A 23,625-nucleotide genomic window follows, 5' to 3' on the forward strand; every position below is an offset into this window, starting at 1 on the left:
GTACCTGAAACATCTGGGCCAACTGTATCAACTGTTTCTGTACCTGGTGCAGATGGGTTACCTGCTGGGTCTGTTGCCACAGCTGTTACTGTACTGCCATTCGGTAAATTACCTGGATTTGGTGTGGTCCATACCCCTGTGGTTGGATCAGTTGGTACTTGAACTGTACTACCATCTGGGAATGTCACCGTCACCGTCGAACCTGGTTCTGCAGTCCCTGTAATTGGGTCTGTGCCATTGATTGGATTAATCTCTGGCGCATTTGGTGCAGTTGTATCAACTGTATACACTTGGGTATCTGTTACATTGCTACTATTGCCTGCCGCATCTGTAAACGTAACTTTGGCATCAATGGTTTTATCGCCATCAGCCAATAAACCGCTACCTGGCACACTCACACTCCAAGTGCCATTCGCTGAATTGACTGTCGCTGTATAGGTCACACCATTGACTACAACCGTGACCACTGTGGTTGCTGCATCTGCTGGCACGCCTGTCAAGGTTCCAGTTAAGGTTACATTGCCTGATGATTCTGCCGCATTCAGGACATTGTCTGCAGTTACAGAGTCAATATTGAGTGTGGTACCTGAAACATCTGGGCCAACCGTATCCACTGTTTCTGTACCAGGTACAGATGGATTACCTGCTGGGTCTGTCGCAACCGCTGTTACTGTACCTCCATTTGGTAAGTTACCTGGATTTGGTGTGGTCCATACTCCTGTGCTTGGATCGGTTGGTACTTGTACCGTACTACCATCTGGGAAAGTCACCGTCACCGTCGAACCAGGTTCTGCAGTCCCTGTAATTGGGTCTGTACCATTGATTGGATTAATCTCTGGTGCATTTGGTGCAGTTGTATCAATTGTATACACTTGGGTATCTGTTACATTGCTGCTATTGCCTGCTGCATCTGTAAACTTAACATTCGCATCAATCGTTTTATCGCCATCAGCCAATAAACCGTGACCACTGTGGTTGCTGCATCTGCTGGCACACCTGTCAAGGTTCCAGTTAAGGTTACATTGCCTGATGATTCTGCCGCATTCAGGACATTGTCTGCAGTGACTGGATCAATATTAAATTTTACGGCATCCGTATTTGGTGGTGTGGTATCTGTATTGTTGTCGTTATTGCCCCCACCTCCACCGCCGCCACTTGCTGCTGCGGCTATCCCGCCAATCGCAAGTACAGGTAAAGCCCACAACCATGGACTAAAACCACTCGATGCTTCACCTGCATAAAGTAATGGTTCTACTGCCTGAATTGGCTGCAATGTTGCTGCTTCAACAGGAGCCGCTGCCGCTTCGGGTACTACCGCTGGTGTTTCTTCTAAAAAGACAGCCCCTTCATGATCATCATCATCCGAGTCAGCATCTGCATCTGCGTCCGCATCGGCATCAGCATCCGCATCACTTTCCATATCCTTAAAGTGTGCCCAGACTAATTGATTATCATCACCTTGTAGTACAAGGCTGTTATCTGCTACCTCACTATTATTAAAGAAATTATGAATAACGATTGTTTCGCCATTTTTTAATACTACAACAGCATTTTCACCATCTCTCTTAACAACTGAAATATCATTTGCAGAGACCTTAATTAATACAACTGAAGGTTCAGAGGGTAATGTTGCTGTTTTTCCCGTCGTATTTACAAGGGTTTGATGACTTTCCTTGGAAATAATCTGTATTTGAGACATGGTTATATTCCTCATTATAAATTATTAATTCTTAATCAATTCTTAATTACATTATTAACTTAAGTTTAAATTATTGTTTCTAAGTGATAGAGTTCACAGCAACACTTTAAATCAAACAAAATAAATGTTAAATAGCGCACAAAATAAAAAAACAAACTTACATTGTAATATTTTTTCACAACAAAATAAGATCATGATTTAAAAGATTAAAAAATAAAAAAGCTTTTCTTAATAATTATAAAAATTACACTTCTAAACAAATATGACAAAATAAGCCATTAGATTCCTAAAAGGTATTTAAATTTAATTTAACAAACTTTTTAAATATATTATTTAAATAACAAAATACAAATTAAATTTTCAAATTATTATTTAATTAAAATTCAAATATAGTTTAACTTTTATTTACCTAATAAAATAAAAAGCCTTTTTTATAAAAAAGGCTTTTTTAACAAAAAACAAAAATATGCAATTAAAAATTATCAGGATTCTCTAATCGCTTAACTTCTTCTCTCTTATTTGGATGATGCATGGTTGCTACACCATCTTCAGTTTTCTGATCCAATAAAATTTCAGGATTATAGATAGTAATCGTTTCTCTCCCCAAGCTATCCTCACCAACAATATATTTAAAACCACGACGATTCATCTTATTGCACATCCGCTGGTAGAACCCCTTCAGCCCTTGTGTCTCTTCACTCGGATTGTAATAGAAAGCATTCATCACGGCGGGTAAACCAAGACCACAAACCACACCTGACAGTAGTACACTAATAAAGGTATAGCCAATCAAGATACTACTGTATTGGCTCAATTCTGGAATATTCGCCACAGCAAGGATCAACGCCAGTGAAATCCCTCCGCGGACACCGCCCCACGAAAGAATAGCTAAACTGCCGTTGTAACTTTTATTACGGAAGGATGGAAATAGGGCAAAAGCAGCGAAGTTTGCTGCAAAACGAGATAAATGCAGAATAATAAAGGCAATGATGCCACCAATAATTAAGTTGGCACTTAAATCCAGAATAAACAGCTCTAAACCGATCAAAGTAAACAGGAATGAATTGATAATCCCTTCAACAGTATGCCAAAAATGGTTCACTTCACGAATTTCTCTTTGTTCACGAATTTCCTGCCACTTGTTTCCGACAATCAAACCACCAATGACACAGGCAATCGGAGCAGATGCATGCGCAAATAAAGCAACGAGATAAGAACCACTTGCAAGTAGTGCAGTAGTTAAAATCAAAGACTCCATCTCATGTTTACCTCTTAGTAAACGTAAGATCGCAAAACCAAATGCAAAACCAATAATTACTGCAACAAAGATTTCATATAATAACGTTTCAATTGTTGCCAGTAATGAAAAATGCTCCCCCTGTAAAACTTTTAATAGCGTCATAAACAATGCAATACACATCGCATCATTAAATAATGACTCTCCCTCTAATTTTACAATCAGATGATGCGGTGCCCGAATAGAACTTAATACCCCTTTAACACCAATTGGATCGGTTGCACCAAGTGCCGCACCTAATAATAGTAAAACACCAATTGGTACTGGGTAGCCAACCAGCCATTGAAATAAATACAATAATCCTGCATAAAATCCTGCACATAACACCAGTGCAATCGTGGCTAAAATGCCAATTGGTTTCCAGTAACTCCTTAAGTCTGAAATTTTAAATTTCAGTGCAGATGATGTTAAAATAAAACAAATCACACCATTGATTAAAAAATCATAAAAATCAATATTTCTTACAGCAGCTTCAATATTATGAATATTAATGGTAATAAATTGATTGCCATTTAATAAACTTGCACCCCACTGCAAAATAAAGACAAAAATAGCCGAGACAATTGGAACACCAATAGCCTGAGGAAAACCGAGTATTCGTTTATTAAAAATAGTCGTCGCAATGGATAAGGCAAAAACAACCGTCAATGCTTGTAAAAGAAAAAAGTTACCCATATGACCTCTTTATTTATTCAATTTTAACAACATAAACTTTATTTAAATTTTAAAATTTTAATCAATGATAAAATTCAAAATACTGTGCAATTGAATAAAGAGTGAAGGCCTATGCTGCAATTCATCCATCTTATTATTTAATTTATATTAACAAATGGTTTAGGCACAACAATAAACCAATCATCCTCAATTCAGCATAGACGCTCTTATTTTACGTTAATTGTTCTTCTGATTCGTATATCTTCCGTATAAAAATCAAGGAGCAACGCTCCTTTTTTGTCCTATTTAAAGGTATTACACTGATTCACATCACCTGATTTCAAACCGATCTGAAACCATTGCATCCGCTGTTCACTAGTACCATGAGTAAAACTATCTGGCACAACTTGTCCAGTCGCACGGCGTTGTAAATAGTCATCACCAATTTTTTCGGCTGCATCCATTGCTTCTTCAATATCACCTTGTTCAAGGAACTGCGTACGTTTTTGATTCTGATGCGCCCAGATTCCTGCAAAACAATCTGCCTGTAATTCTAAACGTACAGAGAGTTGATTACCTTGTGCTTGACTGGCCTGTGCACGTGCTTGTTGCACCTGACCTGAAATACCTAATAGGTTTTGGATATGATGCCCCACCTCATGCGCAATCACATAGGCCTGAGCAAAATCCCCAGCCTGATCCTGACGAGAAAGTTCTGTTTGATTTTGTTCTCCAGAAATACCCATTTGCTGACGCATATCTTTAAAGAATGAGGTATCAATATAAACTTTCTGATCAGCCGGACAATAAAAAGGTCCCATCGCAGCCTGTGCAGTACCACACCCTGAACGTACAACGCCACTGAAGAGTACTAAGCTTGGCGGCTTATAAGTCATCCCCAGCTGCTGAAAGATTGGTGTCCACGTATCTTCGGTATCTGCCAACACCGTTCCAACAAACTCACTGGCCTCTTTTTGTTCAGCAGTCAAGTTCTGTGGTGCACTGCCTTGTTGAGAAGACTGTGCGGTTACAGCTTGTGTCGCTTGATAGGCTTGTTGAGGGTCAACCCCAAAAAATTTCCAAGCCACAAAGGCGACCACTAGCCCAATAATACTAATACCACCTGCTTTCGCACCGCCACCACCACGACGGTCTTCTACATTGGTACTGACTCGACGACCTTTCCAACGCATAATTACCTCACATAATTCTGATGATGACGACCTAGGTTTAAGTAGATGCTTTTTTTGGCCAGAGTTTCTTGATCAAACTGACAATCATCAACACAACAGCACCTGCAAGCAAACCAATGCCTAAGTTAATCAAGGTTGGTGTTAAAGCACCAATGATTGAACCGACACTTGGAATGAGCTCTAAATGATCAACCGTTTCTTCAGTAAAATGATGCAATAAAGGAATGGTATGCGAAATAATCCCCCCACCCACTAAAAACATTGCAACCGTTCCAACAATTGAAAGTGTTTTCATTAAAATTGGAGCAAAACCAAGTAAACCACGACCGATTTTATTTTTTAATTCAGAAGCTTGTTGTGTAAGATATAAACCTAAATCGTCAATTTTTACGATCATTGCAACCAGGCCATATACCCCGACAGTCATGACGATTGCAATAATACTTAATACTGTCACTTTAGTCATAAATGCAGCTGTTGCAACTGTACCTAACGAAATCACCACAATTTCAGCAGAAAGAATAAAGTCTGTCCGAATCGCTCCCTTTACTTTTTCCTTTTCAAATTTGGCTAAATCGACTTCGACGTGTTGTAAGTTTTCACTGGCCTCCTCTGCTGTTTTGGCTTTTTTATGAAACAACATATGCACAACCTTCTCCACCCCCTCATAACAGAGATATAGACCTCCGATCATAAGCAACGGGTTAATCAACCAAGGGGCAACAACACTAATCAATAAGGCCAATGGAACGAGAATTAATTTATTAACAAATGAACCTTTTGCAACACTCCAGACCACAGGTAATTCTCGATCTGAACGTACACCACTGACTTGTTGGGCGTTAAGCGCTAAGTCATCACCTAAAACACCTGCAGTTTTTTTGGCTGCCATTTTACTCATGACTGCAACATCATCTAAAATTGTTGCAATATCATCTAGTAATAGTAATAAACCACTCGCCATTTTTATTTCCTGATTTGTATTTATACAGCCATTGTAGAATCACGCAGTGAAATCACAATATGATTTTAAGAAAAAGTTAAAATTATCGCTGACGAAAAAAATTTATTTCTCGTACAATAATATCAATCTTATATCTATGAAATTACTGAATCTTGGAACATATCATGAGTAATATTGATCAACGTCCCATCATTTTGACAGGCGACCGTCCAACAGGACAACTCCACCTCGGACATTTTGTCGGTTCATTACGTTCTCGTGTAGGTCTACAAGATAGTCATCATCAACATCTGTTATTGGCAGATGCGCAAGCAATGACAGACAATGCTGATAATCCAGATAAAGTCCGCAATAACATCCTGCAAGTTGCACTCGATTATCTTGCTGTCGGGATTGACCCAAGCAAAACCACAATTTGTGTACAGTCTTGCTTACCTGCGTTGAATGAATTGACCATGATTTACCTCAATTACGTGACTGTTGCACGTTTAGAGCGTAACCCTACTGTAAAAGCTGAAATTCAATTACGTAATTTTGAGCGTGATATTCCAGCAGGCTTCCTGTGCTACCCAATTGCACAGGCAGCAGACATTACCGCATTTAAAGCGACTGTCGTTCCTGTTGGTGAAGATCAACTCCCAATGATCGAACAAACCAACGAAGTGGTACGTCGTATTAATCGTCAAATTGGTCATGATCTATTACCAGAATGTAAAGCCCTGTTGTCAAATATGGCACGCTTACCTGGTTTTGATGGCAAAGCGAAGATGTCGAAATCTTTGGGCAATACCATTGTGTTGAATGCTACAGATAAAGACATCAAAAAAGCTGTCAATGCAATGTATACCGATCCAAACCATCTTCGTATTGAAGATCCAGGTCAGGTTGAAGGCAACATCGTATTTACCTATCTTGATGCTTTCGATCCAAACAAAGAAGAAGTAGAAGAATTAAAAGCACATTATCGTCGTGGTGGTCTTGGAGATGGTACTGTGAAAAAGCGCTTGGAAGGTGTCTTACAAGAGTTGATTGCACCAATTCGTGAACGTCGTGCCGAGCTGGAAAAAGATCCAGATTACATTATGGATGTATTGAAACAAGGTACCGAAAAGTGCCGCATCATTACTCAACAAACGCTAGATGAAGTGAAGGCGGGAATTGGATTATTTAAATTCTAATTTACGTTACTTTTCACATAAAAAGCCCTTGATTGGGCTTTTTATGTTTTAAGCATTTGATTTAAGTTTAATTTTAGAACTCTTCCAAACAATCCAAAACTAACAATTATCGTCACTTCTTAACATCTATTAACAGTAGTTAACATGAATACCGATGAACTTAGTCAGGTTTTTAAATACTATGGCGTTGTAGGTTAGTTAACACTAATCTCATGACATTTCTCCTTTCAACCGAAACTGTTTTAAACAGATTCGTTGTTCAACGCAGTGATCACCCCAATCATTGCGTTTTTTTTCGTCTGCAAGAATGTGGTCAATTTAGGTTGAAATTTAGACGTGTTGGCTTTACTCTTATAACTGTTTTATTTTTATAAAAAATTTATTAATTAACGCTAAAAGAAATAAGAGTAATGACGATGATCTGGGATCTTTTAACACATCCTTCTAGCCTTGTTTTTAGCATTGCTTTAATGCTATGCCTGTTTATTGGCCTACTCGAATTCATTCTATTATTATTCGGTGGTAGTTCTAGCTTTTTGGAACAATTTTTACCTGATAGTCTGAGCGATATTGATCATGCAGATGTCTCTGTAGAACAATCTGATTCTGTTTTGATCCAGTTTTTGGAATGGCTGTATTTAGGTAAAGTCCCTTTACTGATCTGGCTGATCATCTTCTTAACTGTCTATGCACTCACAGGTTTAATCATCCAAGACCTGTTTTATCAATTTACAGAACATTATCTTTCTGCGTGGATCATTGCCCCTGCCTGCTTATTTCTCTGTATGCCATTGGTACGTTATAGCGCTGCATTAATTGCCAAGATTATTCCTAAAGATGAAACCACAGCAATTCAAGCAGACGATCTAATTGGCAGAACAGCACATATTATTTTAGGGGACGCTAAACCCAACTCCCCTGCACAAGCCAAAGTTAAAGACCAATTTGGCCAAACCCATTACGTCTTGGTTGAACCCGAACTTGATCTGGTTTTCCATCAAGGACAAGACGTGATTTTAACGCAAAGAACCAAAATTGGATTCCAAGCGATTGCTGCTTAATTTTTATATTTATGACTACATGAGGGTGTTTACATGTTGAATTCAGCATTGACTGAAATTTTAATTATTACTGGTGTTATTTTTGCAGCACTGATTTTTATTGGCATTATTATCGCCCGTCTCTATACCCGTTCAAGTAAAGAAGTGTCTTTTGTGCGCACAGGTTTTGGTGGCGAAAAAGTGATTCTAAATGGCGGTGCAATTGTCCTCCCTGTCTTACACGAAATTATTCCTGTAAATATGAATACCTTACGTTTAGAGGTAAAACGTGCTGCAGACCAAGCCCTGATTACCCGTGACCGTATGCGTGTCGATGTCATGGCTGAATTCTATGTTCGTGTTAAACCGATTGCAGAGTCAATTGCAACTGCGGCCCAAACCTTAGGACGTAAAACCATGTCCCCACCAGAGCTTAAAGATCTGGTCGAAGGTAAATTTGTCGATTCACTTCGTGCCGTTGCTGCAGAAATGGCAATGGAAGAACTACATGAAAAGCGTGTCGACTTTGTCCAAAAAGTTCAACAAGTGGTATCTGAAGATTTATCCAAAAATGGTCTAGAACTTGAAACCGTATCTTTAACGGGTCTCGACCAAACTAGCTTTAAATTCTTCAATCCGCAAAATGCGTTCGATGCGGAAGGCTTAACCAAGCTGACCGAAACCATTGAAGACCGCCGTAAAAAGCGTAATGACATTGAACAAGATGCTGACCTTGCGATTCGTGCAAAGAACTTACAAGCAGAACGTGCTCGTTTAGAAATTTCGCGTGAAGAAGAATATGCAAAGTTACAGCAAGAGCGTGAAATCTCGATTCGTAAAGCTGAACAAACTGCAGAAATCGCCTCTCAAGAAGCAGGTAAAAAACGTGAGGCTGAAGAAGCTCAAATTGCTGCTGAACGTGAAGTGGAACTAAAACGAATTGCTTCTGCGCGTGATGTAGAAAATGAGAATATTCAAAAAGCACAATTGATTCAAAAAGCACAAGTTGAACAAAAGAAAACCATCGAACTGGCTGAGCAAGATCGTGCCATTGCCATTGCTGAAAAATCTCGCGCTGAATCAGAAGCCAAAGCGCAAGCTGACAAGGCCCGTGCCGAAGCGGTAAAAGCAGAGGAAGAAGTTGTGACTGTCCGTGAAACACAACGTGCTGAGCGTCAAAAAGCAGTCGAACTGGTTGCAGCTAAACAAACCGCTGAGAAAGAAGCCATTGCGATTACGGTTGCTGCGGATGCGGGTAAAAAAGCCGCTGCTGATGAAGCAGAAGCAGTACGTATTGCAGCAGAAGCAGATGCTGAAAAGATTCGCTTAAAAGCGAAAGGTGAGGCGGATGCAAAAATCCTACTTGCTCAAGCGTTGGAAAAACAATATCAGGTTGATGCGGAAGGTGCGCGTGCGGTGAATGAAGCAGCCAATACGCTTTCTGCTGAACAGGTAGAAATGCAAGTGCGCTTGGCACTATTAAAGCATTTACCAGAGATCATTCGTGAAAGTGTTAAACCAATGGAAAACATTGATGACATCAAGATTTTACAAGTGAATGGTCTAAGTAGCTTTGCAGGTGGTGGTACTGTCGGTAGTGATGCGGTTGAAAATGGTCAAACCTCTTTATCTGACCAAGTGGTGAATAGTGCCCTTCGCTACCGCTCACAAGCACCACTGATTGACAGTTTAATGAACGAGCTTGGCTTACAAGGTGGCGATATCAATGGTTTAACTCAAGGGTTAAAACCAAAAGAGTAGACCAACAATCTTATGGCTAGAGAGCTGTAAGTCATTTCAAAAATCGGTTGCCTTGCAGCCGATTTTTTATTTTTATAAAGTAAATCAGCACTTCTCGCTTCTGCAAAAATTCAAATGATGTTGATGTCATCATTCATTCACTTAGGCTTCTCATACTGCAAAATCCCCACCTCAGTAAATAAATGAGATGCCAATATGTCGCAGTTTATTCAAAGCCGTCGTCGTTTCTTAATTAATAGTGGAAAATTGGCTGTCGGTGTTGCATCTTTTTCAACCTTGGCTGCCTGCGGCCTAAATGACAACAAAGCCCCAGCAATTATTCTTCCAGAGCATGCCAGACCCAAACTCCCGTCTGGTATTCAAATTGGTGATGTCCGCAATGGCAATGCAACCATTTGGGCACAATCAGATCGAGCTTCGAAACTACGTGTAGAATATGACTTTACTGATCGCTTTAAACAACCAAAGGTTGTATCAGGTCCAGTGGTAACCGCGGCCAGTGACTATACAGGGCGAGTGAACCTGACAGGTTTACCAAATGATCAGCATATTTTTTTGCGGGTTAGCTTTGCAGATGCGACACAAAATAATGCCACCAGTGAAATCTATACAGGTAGCTTCCGCACCATATCAACAGGCACCTCCCCCATTCGCTTTGTTTGGGGTGGCGATGTTGTGGGACAAGGTTGGGGTATTAATCCCGATATTGGAGGCATGAAAATCTGGGAAACGATGCGGCTACGTCAACCAGACTTTTTTATTCATAGTGGTGACACCATTTACGCAGATGGTCCGATCCAAAATACGGTGACTTTACAAGCAGGACAATCATTAAAGCCCGATGAGCTGCGCATCTGGAAAAATATTGTCACAGAAGAAGTCAGTAAAGTCGCTGAAAGCCTAAAAGAATTCCGTGGTCGCTATCGTTATAATTTTATGGATGAGAACTTACGAAAATTCGCTGCAGAAGTACCGCAAATTTGGCAATGGGATGACCATGAGGTTACCAATAACTGGTCTGCTACCAAAGATCTGAGCAAAAATAATGCTTATGCTGAAAAAGACATCAATACGCTGAGTTATCGTGGCAAGCAAGCATTTTTAGAATACTCTCCGATGCCATGGACAACTGAGGCATTCAGTGATCAGCGTATTTACCGTAAAATCAGTCATGGTCCATTACTAGATGTATTTGTACTCGATATGCGGTCGTATCGCGGAGGTAATAGTACCAATTTACAGACCAGTCTAAATGCAGACACGGCCTTTCTCGGTGAAACTCAAGTCAACTGGCTGGTGGATGAATTGTCTAATTCAAAAGCCGTATGGAAAGTGATTGCTGCAGATATGCCGATTGGTTTAAATGTGCAAGATAATTTTGGCGTCGCTGACGGTATTGCTAAAACATGGGAAGCGATTGCCAATGGCAACAATGGCGCACCTCTCGGGCGTGAACTGGAAATTGCAGGCTTACTTCGTCGTATTAAGTCAGTAAAAAACATGATATGGCTAACAGCCGATGTTCATTATTGTGCCGCACATTATTATGATAATACTCAGGCTCAATTTACTGATTTTTCACCCTTCTGGGAGTTTGTAGCAGGTCCTTTAAATGCGGGTACTTTTGGTCCTAATCAAATGGATGCAACCTTTGGTGGACAAGTGATCTTTGAAAAAACTCCACCCGCAGGTAAAGCAAATCTCTCGCCTTTAGATGGGTACCAGTTCTTTGGTGAAGTGAATATTGATCCCCAAAGTAAAGCGTTAAAAGTTGAATTTTTTAATCTGGACGGTATTTCCCAATATACTCAAGAATTAACAGCCGTGTTGGGTTAAAGCTCAAACATTAAAACAAAACTGAATAATAACCCAATAAAAAACCCCAATGTTTCCATTGGGGTTTTTTTAAAGATTAAAATCTAACGTATTACGCTAAACCTTTCTCTTTTAAAACTTGCAACATAGTAGAACCAAGCTCAGCTGGGCTACGCGTGTAAGCCATTCCTGCGCGTTCAAATGCAGCGAATTTCTCTTCAGCAGTACCTTGGCCACCAGAAATGATCGCACCAGCGTGACCCATACGTTTACCTTTAGGTGCAGTTACACCCGCGATGTAACCGACTACAGGCTTAGTCACGTTAGATTTGATGAATTCAGCAGCTTCTTCTTCTGCTGTACCACCGATCTCACCGATCATAATGATTGCATCAGTATCTGGATCGTCTTGGAACAATTGAAGCGCTTCAATCTGGTTCATACCTGGGATTGGGTCACCACCAATACCGATACAAGTAGACTGACCTAAACCAAGCTTAGTTGTTTGAGCAACAGCTTCATAAGTCAATGTACCTGAACGTGAAATGATACCAATACGACCTGGTTGGTGGATGTGACCAGGCATAATACCAATCTTACATTCACCTGGAGTGATCACGCCTGGGCAGTTAGGACCAACTAAACGAGTACCGTTACCGTTAGTTTCTAAGTAGCGTTTCGCTTTAAGCATGTCGATTGTTGGAACACCTTCAGTGATCACAACGATTAGGCCAACACCTGAATCAACCGCTTCAACGATTGAGTCTAAAACGAATGGAGCTGGTACATAGATAACAGATGCATCTGCATTTGTTTCACGTACCGCTTCTTTCATTGTGTTGAATACTGGTAGGTCAAGGTGAGTTGTACCACCTTTACCAGGAGTAACACCACCAACAACTTTTGTACCGTAGTCTAAAGCTTGTGCAGAGTGGAAAGTACCGTTTTTACCAGTAAAACCTTGTACCAATACTTTAGTGTCTTTATTAATTAATACGCTCATGATTGATACTCCTTACGCTTTAACTGCAGCTACAACTTTTTCTGCGGCATCAGATAAACCGTTCGCAGAAATTAATTTCAAACCTGATTCATCAAGTAATTTAGCACCTAACTCAGCGTTGTTACCTTCTAAACGAACAACAACTGGTACAGTTACATTTACTTCTTGAACCGCTGCAATAATTGCTTCAGCAATCATGTCACAACGTACGATACCACCGAAGATGTTGATTAAAACACCTTGTACAGAAGTATCAGCAAGGATGATTTTGAACGCTTCGATTACGCGCTCTTTCGTTGCACCGCCACCAACGTCAAGGAAGTTTGCAGGCTGACCACCATAAAGTTTGATGATGTCCATAGTTGCCATTGCAAGACCAGCACCATTCACCATACAACCGATGTTACCTTCTAAAGCAACATAGTTAAGATCAAATTCAGATGCTTTTAATTCACGCTCATTCTCTTGAGACTTGTCACGTAAAGCAGCAACTTTAGGTAAACGGTAAAGCGCGTTAGAGTCGATACCTACTTTCGCATCTACACATAAAATATCGCCATTTTCACGAACTGAAAGTGGGTTAATTTCGAATAATGCAAAGTCATTTTCAACAAATGCTTGGTAAGCAGCAGCCATAATTTTTACGAATTGGCTGATTTGCTTGTCTTTCAAACCTAAAGCAAACGCAACTTCGCGTGCTTGGAATGGTTGTAAGCCAACTAAAGGATCAACTTCAACTTTGATAATTTTTTCAGGCGTTTCTTCTGCTACTTTCTCGATTTCTACACCACCTTCGGTAGAAGCCATGAAAGTAATACGACGGCTAGAACGGTCTACAACCGCGCCCAAGTAAAGCTCACGCTCAACTGGATAAACGTCTTCAGCAACGATAATGCTGTTAACCGGTTGACCGTTTGCATCTGTTTGATACGTTACAAGACGAGTACCAATGATATTGTTTGCAAACTCGATAACATCTTCTTTAGATTTTGCAACTTTAACGCCACCAGCCTTACCACGACCACCAGCATGAACTTGCGCTTTCATTACAGCGAATTTACCACCAAGCTGTTCAAATGCAGCAACTGCTTCGTCTGCATTTGTTGCCAAGATACCTTCTTGTACTGGCATGCCATATTCTTTCAATAACGCTTTAGCTTGATACTCATGTAAGTTCATTTAGTTACCTACTATGTTGTTTGTAGTGATACAGCCTTGATCTTCTTAAAATCAGACTGCTACATATTGAATCAATGATTGTCTAAATAAGACAATCATCATCATTCAAAAAAAGTGTGGCGAACCACACTTTATATTTATTTACGCTTACGTTGAATCGCGTGGATTGCACGACCGTCAACAGAAAGCGCTGCTTCATGTACAACTTCAGAGAAAGTCGGGTGACCGAAAGTCATCAATTGTAAATCTTCAACAGAAGAAACAAATTCAAGCGCGATCATACCTTGGTGTACGATATCAGATGCATTAGGACCCACAACGTGCATACCTAAAAGACGATCTGTTTTCGCATCAGCAACGAATTTCACAAAACCAGCAGTATCACCAGCAGCCAACGCACGACCATTCACCGCAAACGGGAATTGACCTGCTTTAACTTCGTGACCTTTTTCAGCGGCTTGTTCTTCAGTTAAACCAACCCAAGCTGCTTCTGGGTGTGTGTAAATAACGCTGATGATCGTGTCATAGTTCACTTGAGCTGCGTGACCGTGAATACGTTCAACAGCCATTACGCCCTCTTCCATTGCTTTATGTGCAAGCATTGGACCGCGTACCAAGTCACCAATCGCGTAAACACCTTCTACAGATGTTTGACATTGGTCATTTACATCAACCAAACCACGCTCAGTCAATTTAATGCCTGAATCTTCAGCCAATAAACCTTCTGCATATGCTTTACGGCCTACACAAACGATAAGCTTGTCAAAAACTTGTTCTTTGTCTTCGCCAGCTTGGTTGTATTTAACCGTTACTTCTTGACCATTGGTTTCAGCGCCAGAAACTTTCGCGCCAATACGGATATCCAAACCTTGTTTCTTCAAGATTTTTTGATATTCCTTCGCCAATGCTTTATCAGCCATTGGTAAGAATGCATCTAATGCTTCAAACACAACAACTTCTGATCCAAGACGACGCCATACAGAGCCAAGTTCTAGACCGATAACACCAGCACCAATGACACCAAGACGCTTAGGAACTTCTGAGAATTTCAATGCGCCAGTCGAATCAACAATTAAGTCTTCATCAACAGGTGCTACTGGAATATTTACAGGTACAGAACCCGTCGCAAGAATCACGTACTTTGGTTCTAAAACTTGTACTTCACCTTCAAACGGTGTGAATTCTACTTTTTTACCTGCAAGTAATTTACCAGTACCTTGTAACCACTCGATACCATTACCTTTTAGTAATTGAGCAACACCACCCGTCAATTGATCAACAACTTTGTCTTTACGCGCCAACAAAGTGTCTAAATCAAATTTAACTTCACCTGTGGTGATACCGTGTTCAGCAAGTTCATGAACAGTTGCTTCGTAACGGTGAGAAGAGTCAAGCAATGCTTTAGAAGGGATACAACCAACGTTTAAACAGGTACCACCTAAAGATGGCTTACCATTGTGAATACGTTTTTCGATACAAGCGACTTTGAAACCAAGTTGAGCTGCACGAATCGCCGCTTCATAACCACCAGGTCCACCGCCAATGACAACAAGATCAAACTGTTGAGACATTTTTCTATTCCTTAAATCTCCCCCTAACCCCTCTTTACAAAGAGGGGTAGCCCTCTTTATCAAAGGACTATTTAAAGGGATTTAAATATGTTAAAGATCAAGAATGAGTTTAGCTGGCTCTTCTAACAATTCTTTGATTGTTACCAAGAAACCTACTGCTTCTTTACCATCGATTAAACGGTGGTCATAAGAAAGTGCTAAGTACATCATTGGCAAGATTTCAACTTGACCATTTACCGCCATAGGACGTTCTTGGATTTTATGCATACCCAAGATTGCAGTTTGTGGCTGGTTTAAAATAGGGGTTGAAAGCAATGACCCGAAAGTACCGCCGTTCGTGATTGTGAACGTACCGCCAGTCATGTCTTCGATACCTAACTTACCGTCACGTGCTTTGAAAGCATAGTCACGGATACCGTTTTCAACTTCCGCATAGTTCATACGGTCAGTATCACGAAGTACAGGAACAACCAGACCACGGTCAGAAGAAACTGCTACACCGATGTCATAGAAACCGTGATAAACAATATCATCGCCATCAATAGATGCGTTTACAGCTGGGTAACGCTTTAATGCTTCAGTCGCTGCTTTAACAAAGAAAGACATAAAGCCTAAACGCGCACCATGACGTTTTTCGAAAGCGTCTTTATATTGCTTACGCATTTCCATGATTGGCTTCATATTAACTTCGTTAAACGTTGTTAACATTGCAGTTTGTTGTGTCGCAGCCAATAAACGCTCAGCAACACGTTTACGTAAACGTGTCATTGGAACACGTTTCTCGATACGCTCGCCTACAGCAACGCTTAATGGTTGAACTGATGCAGCAGGTTTAGCTTGATGGCTAGCAACATCTTCTTTAGTGATACGACCACCACGGCCTGTACCTTGTACGTCAGCAGCATTGATACCAGTTTCAGATAATGCTTTACGAACCGCAGGCGCTTGGTTTGAATCAATAGCTTGAGTTGATGCAGCCGCAGGCGCAGATGCAGCAGGAGCCGCCGCGGCTGGAGCAGCAGCTTCAGGAGCAGCTGCAGCAACAGCACCAGCTTCGAATTGAGCAATCACTTCGTCAGAAAGAACTGTATCGCCTTCACCTTTGATGATTGCAACTAAGCTACCATCAGCTGGAGCAACCACTTCTAAAACAACTTTATCGGTTTCAATGTCACAGATCACTTCATCACGTGATACAGGTTCACCTACTTTCTTGTGCCAAGTTGCGATCGTACCGTCAGCAACTGACTCTGGAAATACCGGTGCTTTAATTTCGGTTGCCATTATTTAGAATCTCCTGATTGTTCAACTTCAATCGCAAGTGCGTCATTGATAAGCTGAGCTTGTTGTTTTGCATGCAAGTATGGCGAGCCACAAGCAGGTGCGGCAGATGCTTCACGACCAGCATAGCTAATACGGATTTGTTTACCAGATTTAAGAACATCTTCATACAAACGAGGAACGATGAACAACCAAGCGCCTTGGTTCTTCGGCTCTTCTTGTGTCCAAACAAGTTCTTCAATGTTTGGATAAGCTGCCATTACTTCAGCTAAGCGTTGTTCTGGGTATGGATATAACTGCTCAATACGAACAATCGCGATATGGTTTAAACCAAGCTCACGACGTTTTTCGAGTAAATCGTAATAAACCTTACCGCCACAAAGCACTAAGCGAGTTACGTCAGCTTTGTTGATTTGATCAATTTCATCGATCACAGTTTGGAATGAACCGTTTGCTAATTCATCTAAAGTTGAAGTCGCAAGTTTATGACGCAATAACGATTTTGGCGACATCACGATCATTGGCTTACGAATCGGACGAACTGCCTGACGACGTAATGCATGGAAAATCTGTGCAGGTGTCGTAGGTGTCATCACTTGCATGTTGTCTTCAGCACATAGCTGTAAGAAACGCTCTAAACGTGCAGATGAATGCTCTGGACCTTGACCTTCATAACCATGTGGTAACAACATGGTTAGACCACACACACGCTCCCACTTGGTTTCACCCGAAGCGATAAACTGGTCAATTACAACTTGTGCGCAGTTAGCAAAGTCACCAAATTGAGCTTCCCAAACGATCAAGCTTTTTGGCAATGTCGTTGAATAACCGTATTCAAATGCAAGTACTGCTTCTTCTGACAGTAAAGAGTCATAAACCGCAGTACGTGGCTGATTTTCTTTGATATGGCAAAGTGGGATATAAACAGAACCATCAACTTGGTTATGTAATTTGGCGTGACGGTGCGAGAATGTACCACGACCCACGTCTTCACCCGTAATACGAACCAAGAAACCATCATCAAGTAAAGTCGCATACGCTAAAGTTTCTGCAGCACCCCAGTTGAGTGGCATTTCACCTGTTTGCATTTTCACGCGATCATCAATGACTTTTTGAACTTGACGCTGTAATACAAAACCTTCTGGCAATGTATTCATTTTCAAACCAAGTTCTTTCAAACGATCAATGCTGAACGTTGTATCCCAAAGATCGGTGTATTCATGGCCCAAATAAGGTGTCCAATCGACGAACATCTTTTTATTTGGTTCACGAACTAAAGCATTGGCAACGTGGTTTCCTGCTTCTAAATCAGAACGGTAGCCTTCAACCATGGCATCAGCACTTGAACGATCAAGTACTTTCTCTTGAACCAATTGATCTGCATACAAAGTACGCGTAGTCGCTTTCTTGTTGATCACTTGGTACATCAATGGTTGAGTTGCAGATGGTTCATCTGCCTCGTTATGACCACGACGACGGTAGCAGAACAAGTCTAAGATCACATCTTTACGGAACTCATGACGGAAGTCATGGGCAATTTGAGTCGCGAAAATAACAGCTTCAGGATCATCACCATTCACATGGAAAATTGGCGACTGAATCATTTTTGCAACATCAGTACAGTATTCGGTAGAACGTGTATCGCGTGGATCAGAAGTCGTGAAGCCCACTTGGTTGTTAATCACGATATGAACGGTACCGCCCACTGTGTAACCACGTGTTTGTGACATTTGGAAGGTTTCTTGGTTTACACCTTGGCCTGCAAATGCAGCATCACCATGTACAATCACAGGAAGTACATCATCACCGCCAATGTCTTTACGACGAACTTGACGTGCACGTACTGAACCTTCAACCACAGGACCAACGATTTCTAAGTGGGATGGGTTAAACGCCAATGCTAAGTGAACTTCGCCACCTGGAGTCATGACGTTTGAAGAAAAGCCTTGATGATACTTAACGTCACCAGAACCTTTTTTATGTAGGCTCTTGCCTTCGAACTCACCAAACAGATCAGCTGGGTTTTTACCCATGATGTTGACAAGAAGGTTGAGACGGCCACGGTGTGGCATACCAATCACAACTTCTTTACAACCGACACTACCTGCACGTTGAATGATTTCGTTCATCATTGGAATAAAAGACTCACCGCCTTCCACACCGAAACGTTTTGCACCAACGAATTTGTTACCAAGATACTTCTCTAGGCCTTCAGCAGCAGTTAAACGCTCCAAGAAACCTTTTTTCTGATCATTGGTATAATTGAATTTACCGCGAACACCTTCCAAACGCTGTTGAATCCAACGCTTTTCTTTGGTATCAACGATATGCATGTATTCTGCACCAATTGAACCGCAGTAAGTTGCTTCCATGGCATCAACCATTTCAGACAATGTTGCTTCTGCTTTACCAATTGCGAGGTTGCCTGTATTAAATACAGTATCGAGATCAGACTTAGTTAAACCGTGTGCAGATAAATCGAGGTCAGGAACGTCTTCGCGTTTCGCAAGACCTAATGGATCGAGTTTAGCTTTTTGATGACCACGGTTACGGTAAGCAGCGATGAGTTGTAATACACCAATTTGACGACGCTCATGTTCTGTACTTACAGTGCTTTGTACGACAGGTTGAACTCGGCTTGCATTACGTCCCAAAAGGAGGAATTGCTCGCGCACACTGCCGTGTGGTTGATCACCTTTAGGGTATTTATCGAAATATTCACGCCAATCCTCTGACACTGAGGTTGGAGAAGTTAGGTACTGCTCGTATAGCTCTTCAATATACGCTGCACTATCAGCGGAAAGTTCAGTGTCAAGACGCGATGCGTCAGCAACTTCTTGCATTTTTGGACCCATTTCCTATTGCAAAAAATAATACAGGCTGCCTTTTAAGCACACCCATGATTCATAGTGTCAAATTGGTAAACACGACACTACTACTCAAGATCATCCAACCTTGAGACATTATTACTACACATCAGGAGTATTCCCTTTGATGTAACAAATGAGCTACGCACCTTCAATTCAAGGCACATAACTCATTTTTCATACTCGATGAAATCGAGCAATTTTTTGCAAATCATTTTAGAAAAATTAACTGGATTTTTAACTTTTCTAAATTGACTTTTCCCATGAAATCTGTACAAATCTCTAAGGCATTATCGATCGATAACATCCAGAATCTGTTTGTTTTTTGATTTCATTTGTGGCAGAAATCCTATCATGTTCTCAAGCAGGGATTGATTTTTTTGACACATACCATCTATAAAGCAGCGAAATACACACATCAAATTATATTCTAATATACCGCCCTTTTGATAAAAGTTGCACTCCAATCGATCAAAAATAAACATTCTCTACAAATCTTGCACAAACCTTATTCAGTTTGATGAAAAATAAATCAATATATTTGTCATATCGATTCCCATGATTTGGTTTAACAGCAAAATCTATAAATATTTAAGGCCTCATTTCTAAAATTCAAGCCCAACTTTGCAAATAGATATTTTTTAAGCAGCCAACAATTACAGCAACCATAAAAAAAGAAGCCCCTTTCGGAGCTTCTCTTTTTTACGCTAGAAAAAGCAGATTAGCCCGCTTGATCCAACAGCATATTACGAATGTGACCAATGGCCTTTGTCGGGTTCAAACCTTTAGGACATACTGATACACAGTTCATGATCCCTTTACAGCGGAACAAAGAGAATGGATCGTCTAAACGAGCCAAACGTTCTTGTGTTGCCGTATCACGAGAGTCAATGATGAAGCGGTATGCATTTAACAATGCAGACGGCCCAAGGAACTTATCAGGGTTCCACCAGAATGATGGGCATGACGTTGAACAACATGCACAAAGAATACATTCATATAGACCATCTAAGTGTTCACGTTCTGCTTGAGACTGTAAACGCTCTTTTGCCGGTGCTGGCTGATTATTAATCAAGAATGGTTGGATCTTGTCATATTGATCATAGAACTGATTCATGTCTACAACCAAATCCTTGATCACTGGCAAGCCAGGTAAAGGACGGATCACAATCTTCTCTGGCAAGTCGTTCAAGTTCCACAAGCACGCTAAACCATTTTTACCATTGATGTTCACACCATCCGAACCACAAATACCTTCACGGCAAGAGCGACGGAATGTTAATGACTCATCTTGCACTTTCAACGCAAGTAACGCATCAAGCAACATACGGTGCTTATCGGTTAACTCAAGTTTGAAAGTTTGCATGTACGGCGCTTTATCCTTATCAGGATCATAGCGGTAGATTTCGAATGTACGAGTGCCTCTACTCATCTTTGTTCTCCCGATTAGAATGTACGTGGTTTAGGTTCAATTGCTTCAACCGTTAATGGGCTGAAACGTACCGGCTTATATTCAAGACGGTTATCTGATGAATACCATAAAGTATGCTTCATCCACTCATCATCACGGCGACCGTAAGAATAAGTTGGGTGATCAGGTGCTAACTCATAGTCAACAACTGTATGCGCACCACGACATTCTTTACGTGCAGCAGCAGAAATCAGAGTCGCTTTCGCAACTTCATACAAGTTTTCAACTTCTAACGCTTCAACACGCGCAGTGTTAAATACTTTAGATTTGTCTTTCAAATGAATGTTACGAACACGCGGCTCAATCGCAAGAATTTCTTTTACGCCCTTATCAAGCAATGCTTGAGTACGGAATACACCGGCGTGATCTTGTACGATGTCACGGATTGCATCAGCAACTTCTTGTGCGTTTTCACCCGTTGTTGAATCATCAAGCTTACGGATACGCGCCAAAGTATTCACCAAGACATCAGTTGGAAGCGGTGCATAATCATCGCCATGATGTTTAGTTACATAGTCAATGATGTGCTCGCCCGCTGCTTTACCGAATACCACAAGGTCGAGCAATGAGTTGGTACCTAAACGGTTTGCACCATGTACTGATACGCAAGAACATTCACCAATTGCATAGAACCCTTTCACAGGTTTTACGTAATCACGAGTACCGACATAATGATACTCTTTAGTGTCTTTGTTGTAGCTTGCAGAGAATTCACCTTCTTCCACACCATGTGGTACAACCACTTGGCCATGAATATTGGTCGGAATACCACCCATTTGATAATGGATTGTTGGTACCACTGGAATTGGCTCTTTAGTACAGTCAACGTTTGCAAACTTCTTACCAATCTCGAATACAGATGGAAGACGTTTCATAATCGTTTCAGCGCCTAAGTGAGTCATATCCAATAAGATATAATCCGCTTTAGGGCCACAACCACGACCTTCTTTAATTTCTTGGTCCATAGAACGTGATACGAAGTCACGTGGCGCCAAGTCTTTTAAAGTTGGTGCATAACGTTCCATGAATGGTTCGCCGTCTTTGTTACGAAGGATACCACCTTCGCCACGACAACCTTCAGTCAACAATACGCCTGCGCCAGCAACACCCGTTGGGTGGAATTGCCAGAATTCCATATCTTGCAATGGAATACCTGCACGAGCAGCCATACCAAGACCGTCACCAGTATTGATATAAGCATTGGTTGATGCGCGATAAACACGACCCGCACCACCTGTAGCGAATAAGGTTGCTTTGGCTTGGAATACAGCAATGTTACCTGTTTCTTGGTCAATCGCCGTTACACCAAGTACATCACCTTCTTCGTTACGGATTAAATCTAATGCAATCCATTCAACGTAGAACTGAGTACCCATTTTCACGTTGCTTTGATACAAGGTATGCAATAACGCATGACCTGTACGGTCAGCAGCAGCACACGCACGTGGAACTGCTTTTTCACCATAGTTTGCAGAGTGACCACCAAATGGACGCTGATAGATCGTACCATCTTCATTACGGTCAAACGGCATACCCAAGTGTTCAAGCTCATACACAACTTTTGGCGCTTCACGTGTCATGAACTCGATTGCGTCCTGATCGCCTAACCAGTCAGAACCTTTCACCGTGTCATAGAAGTGATAATGCCAATTATCTTCTTGCATGTTACCTAACGAGGCACCAATACCACCTTGAGCGGCAACTGTATGCGAACGTGTTGGGAATACTTTGGTCAATACAGCAACTTTTAAACCCGCTTGAGCAAGTTGGTAAGCAGCACGCATACCAGAACCACCACCACCAACAATAACTGCGTCGAAAGTGAGGTTTTGAATATTTGAATAATCTTCTTTAGGGTTAATTGCGCCCATGATCTCTTCCTATCAATTTGCCCAGAAAATCTGGATACCCCAGATTGCGTACACGAACACTGAAATAATGACAGCAGAAGTGAGTACAAGGCGTAAACCTGAAGCTGAAGGGCCCATTTGACGAGTCGTTACATAATCAGTAAAGACTTGCCACATACCAATCCAAGCGTGTGCAACCAGCGATAACACTGCTAATAAAGAGAAAATCTTCATTGGCAAAGTCAGCATAAAGCCAGCCCACTGTTCATAACCAAATCCGCTATTGCAAAGGATCCAGCCAAACAACACTACTGTGTATGCAGCTAACACTACAGCACTGACACGTTGGATATACCAGTCGCGAGAACCTGAACCTGTTAAACCTGTAGCACTTTTCATCAGAACATAATCCATACGAATGCTGCGACAATACCAACCGCAGACAAGATCAATGAAACTGTAGCAGCGATACGACCGCTTTGAAGTTCTTCAGCAAAACCGAGGTCAGCAAGTAAATGCTTCACACCTGCAATAAAGTGAAAAATCAAGCCAGCTACAAATACCCATACGATGAAACGTACAATGATATTTCCGAAAACGACATTTTTAACGTAGTCAAATCCTTCTGGTGAAGATAAAGATTTATCCAAAATCCATAAAAGAACTGCGACTAATAAGAATACGATTACACCTGATAGACGGTGTAGAATTGATGCAATAGCCACGGGTGAGCGTAAATTTACCGCTAACACCTGACCCATGGACAAATTGACAGGTCTGTTGCTTTTCACAGCGGGCATCC

At 41.2% G+C, this 23,625-nt stretch carries 16 protein-coding genes and 1 pseudogene; 4 read left to right on the top strand and 13 right to left on the bottom strand.

Features of this window, described 5'->3' with window-relative positions; all coding sequences use genetic code 11:
• The 4 genes and pseudogenes from B2727_RS06105 to B2727_RS06120 form a co-directional block, all read right to left on the bottom strand.
• Positions 1-1,699 (bottom strand): annotated as a pseudogene (locus tag B2727_RS06105) (BapA/Bap/LapF family prefix-like domain-containing protein); the annotation flags it as partial.
• A 472-nt stretch (positions 1,700-2,171) separates the two neighbouring features.
• Positions 2,172-3,671, bottom strand: a complete 1,500-nt coding sequence (locus tag B2727_RS06110; protein WP_033133566.1) for a cation:proton antiporter — start codon at positions 3,669-3,671, stop codon at positions 2,172-2,174.
• A gap of 281 nt (positions 3,672-3,952) precedes the next feature.
• Positions 3,953-4,843: a KPN_02809 family neutral zinc metallopeptidase gene (locus B2727_RS06115; RefSeq protein ID WP_005205856.1), complete on the bottom strand. Its 891-nt coding sequence runs from the start codon at positions 4,841-4,843 to the stop codon at positions 3,953-3,955.
• 37 nt (positions 4,844-4,880) lie between these two features.
• The gene (locus B2727_RS06120; RefSeq protein WP_033133567.1) at positions 4,881-5,807 is read right to left on the bottom strand and encodes a DUF808 domain-containing protein; all 927 of its coding nucleotides are present in this window, start codon (positions 5,805-5,807) and stop codon (positions 4,881-4,883) included.
• Positions 5,808-5,971: 164 nt separating this feature from the next.
• Here B2727_RS06120 and trpS point away from each other — a divergent pair, with 164 nt between their 5' ends.
• The 4 genes from trpS (at position 5,972) to B2727_RS06140 (ending at position 11,622) form a co-directional block, all read left to right on the top strand.
• Positions 5,972-6,985 (top strand): tryptophan--tRNA ligase, encoded by a 1,014-nt coding sequence (trpS, locus tag B2727_RS06125; protein WP_004652187.1) that lies wholly within the window; start codon positions 5,972-5,974, stop codon positions 6,983-6,985.
• A 416-nt stretch (positions 6,986-7,401) separates the two neighbouring features.
• Entirely contained in the window at positions 7,402-8,046 is a 645-nt protein-coding gene (locus tag B2727_RS06130; protein WP_033133568.1) for a YqiJ family protein, read from the top strand.
• A 33-nt stretch (positions 8,047-8,079) separates the two neighbouring features.
• The gene (locus B2727_RS06135) at positions 8,080-9,786 is read left to right on the top strand and encodes a flotillin family protein (protein WP_033133569.1); all 1,707 of its coding nucleotides are present in this window, start codon (positions 8,080-8,082) and stop codon (positions 9,784-9,786) included.
• A gap of 195 nt (positions 9,787-9,981) precedes the next feature.
• The gene (locus tag B2727_RS06140; RefSeq protein ID WP_033133570.1) at positions 9,982-11,622 is read left to right on the top strand and encodes an alkaline phosphatase D family protein; all 1,641 of its coding nucleotides are present in this window, start codon (positions 9,982-9,984) and stop codon (positions 11,620-11,622) included.
• A gap of 91 nt (positions 11,623-11,713) precedes the next feature.
• Here B2727_RS06140 and sucD read toward each other — a convergent pair whose 3' ends face one another.
• The 9 genes from sucD to sdhC all read right to left on the bottom strand — a co-directional run bounded on the left by sucD (position 11,714) and on the right by sdhC (position 23,623).
• Positions 11,714-12,604 carry a succinate--CoA ligase subunit alpha gene (gene sucD / locus B2727_RS06145; RefSeq protein ID WP_003655479.1) on the bottom strand — a complete coding sequence of 297 codons (891 nt, stop codon included), beginning with the start codon at positions 12,602-12,604 and terminating at the stop codon, positions 11,714-11,716.
• 12 nt (positions 12,605-12,616) lie between these two features.
• A complete protein-coding gene (gene sucC / locus B2727_RS06150; RefSeq protein ID WP_003655470.1) occupies positions 12,617-13,783 on the bottom strand; it encodes an ADP-forming succinate--CoA ligase subunit beta in 1,167 nt (388 codons plus the stop codon).
• A gap of 137 nt (positions 13,784-13,920) precedes the next feature.
• Complete coding sequence (lpdA, locus tag B2727_RS06155; protein ID WP_004803172.1) at positions 13,921-15,354, bottom strand: dihydrolipoyl dehydrogenase; 1,434 nt, start codon at positions 15,352-15,354, stop codon at positions 13,921-13,923.
• Between the two features lie 90 nt (positions 15,355-15,444).
• The gene (gene odhB, locus B2727_RS06160; protein WP_033133571.1) at positions 15,445-16,638 is read right to left on the bottom strand and encodes a 2-oxoglutarate dehydrogenase complex dihydrolipoyllysine-residue succinyltransferase; all 1,194 of its coding nucleotides are present in this window, start codon (positions 16,636-16,638) and stop codon (positions 15,445-15,447) included.
• Positions 16,638-19,478 (bottom strand): 2-oxoglutarate dehydrogenase E1 component, encoded by a 2,841-nt coding sequence (locus B2727_RS06165; protein ID WP_005205875.1) that lies wholly within the window; start codon positions 19,476-19,478, stop codon positions 16,638-16,640. The genes odhB and B2727_RS06165 overlap by 1 nt, the downstream gene beginning before the upstream one ends.
• Before the next feature lie 745 nt (positions 19,479-20,223).
• Positions 20,224-20,934: a succinate dehydrogenase iron-sulfur subunit gene (locus tag B2727_RS06175; RefSeq protein ID WP_004652195.1), complete on the bottom strand. Its 711-nt coding sequence runs from the start codon at positions 20,932-20,934 to the stop codon at positions 20,224-20,226.
• A gap of 14 nt (positions 20,935-20,948) precedes the next feature.
• Entirely contained in the window at positions 20,949-22,844 is a 1,896-nt protein-coding gene (locus tag B2727_RS06180; protein WP_005322752.1) for an FAD-dependent oxidoreductase, read from the bottom strand.
• Between the two features lie 12 nt (positions 22,845-22,856).
• Complete coding sequence (gene sdhD / locus B2727_RS06185; RefSeq protein WP_004652198.1) at positions 22,857-23,222, bottom strand: succinate dehydrogenase, hydrophobic membrane anchor protein; 366 nt, start codon at positions 23,220-23,222, stop codon at positions 22,857-22,859.
• Positions 23,222-23,623 carry a succinate dehydrogenase, cytochrome b556 subunit gene (gene sdhC / locus B2727_RS06190; RefSeq protein ID WP_017401997.1) on the bottom strand — a complete coding sequence of 134 codons (402 nt, stop codon included), beginning with the start codon at positions 23,621-23,623 and terminating at the stop codon, positions 23,222-23,224. Before sdhC ends, sdhD begins: the two co-directional genes overlap by 1 nt.
• Positions 23,624-23,625 lie beyond the last annotated feature (2 nt).

It is taken from the genome of Acinetobacter sp. UBA991, assembly GCF_002292065.1.
Classification (GTDB): domain Bacteria; phylum Pseudomonadota; class Gammaproteobacteria; order Pseudomonadales; family Moraxellaceae; genus Acinetobacter; species Acinetobacter higginsii.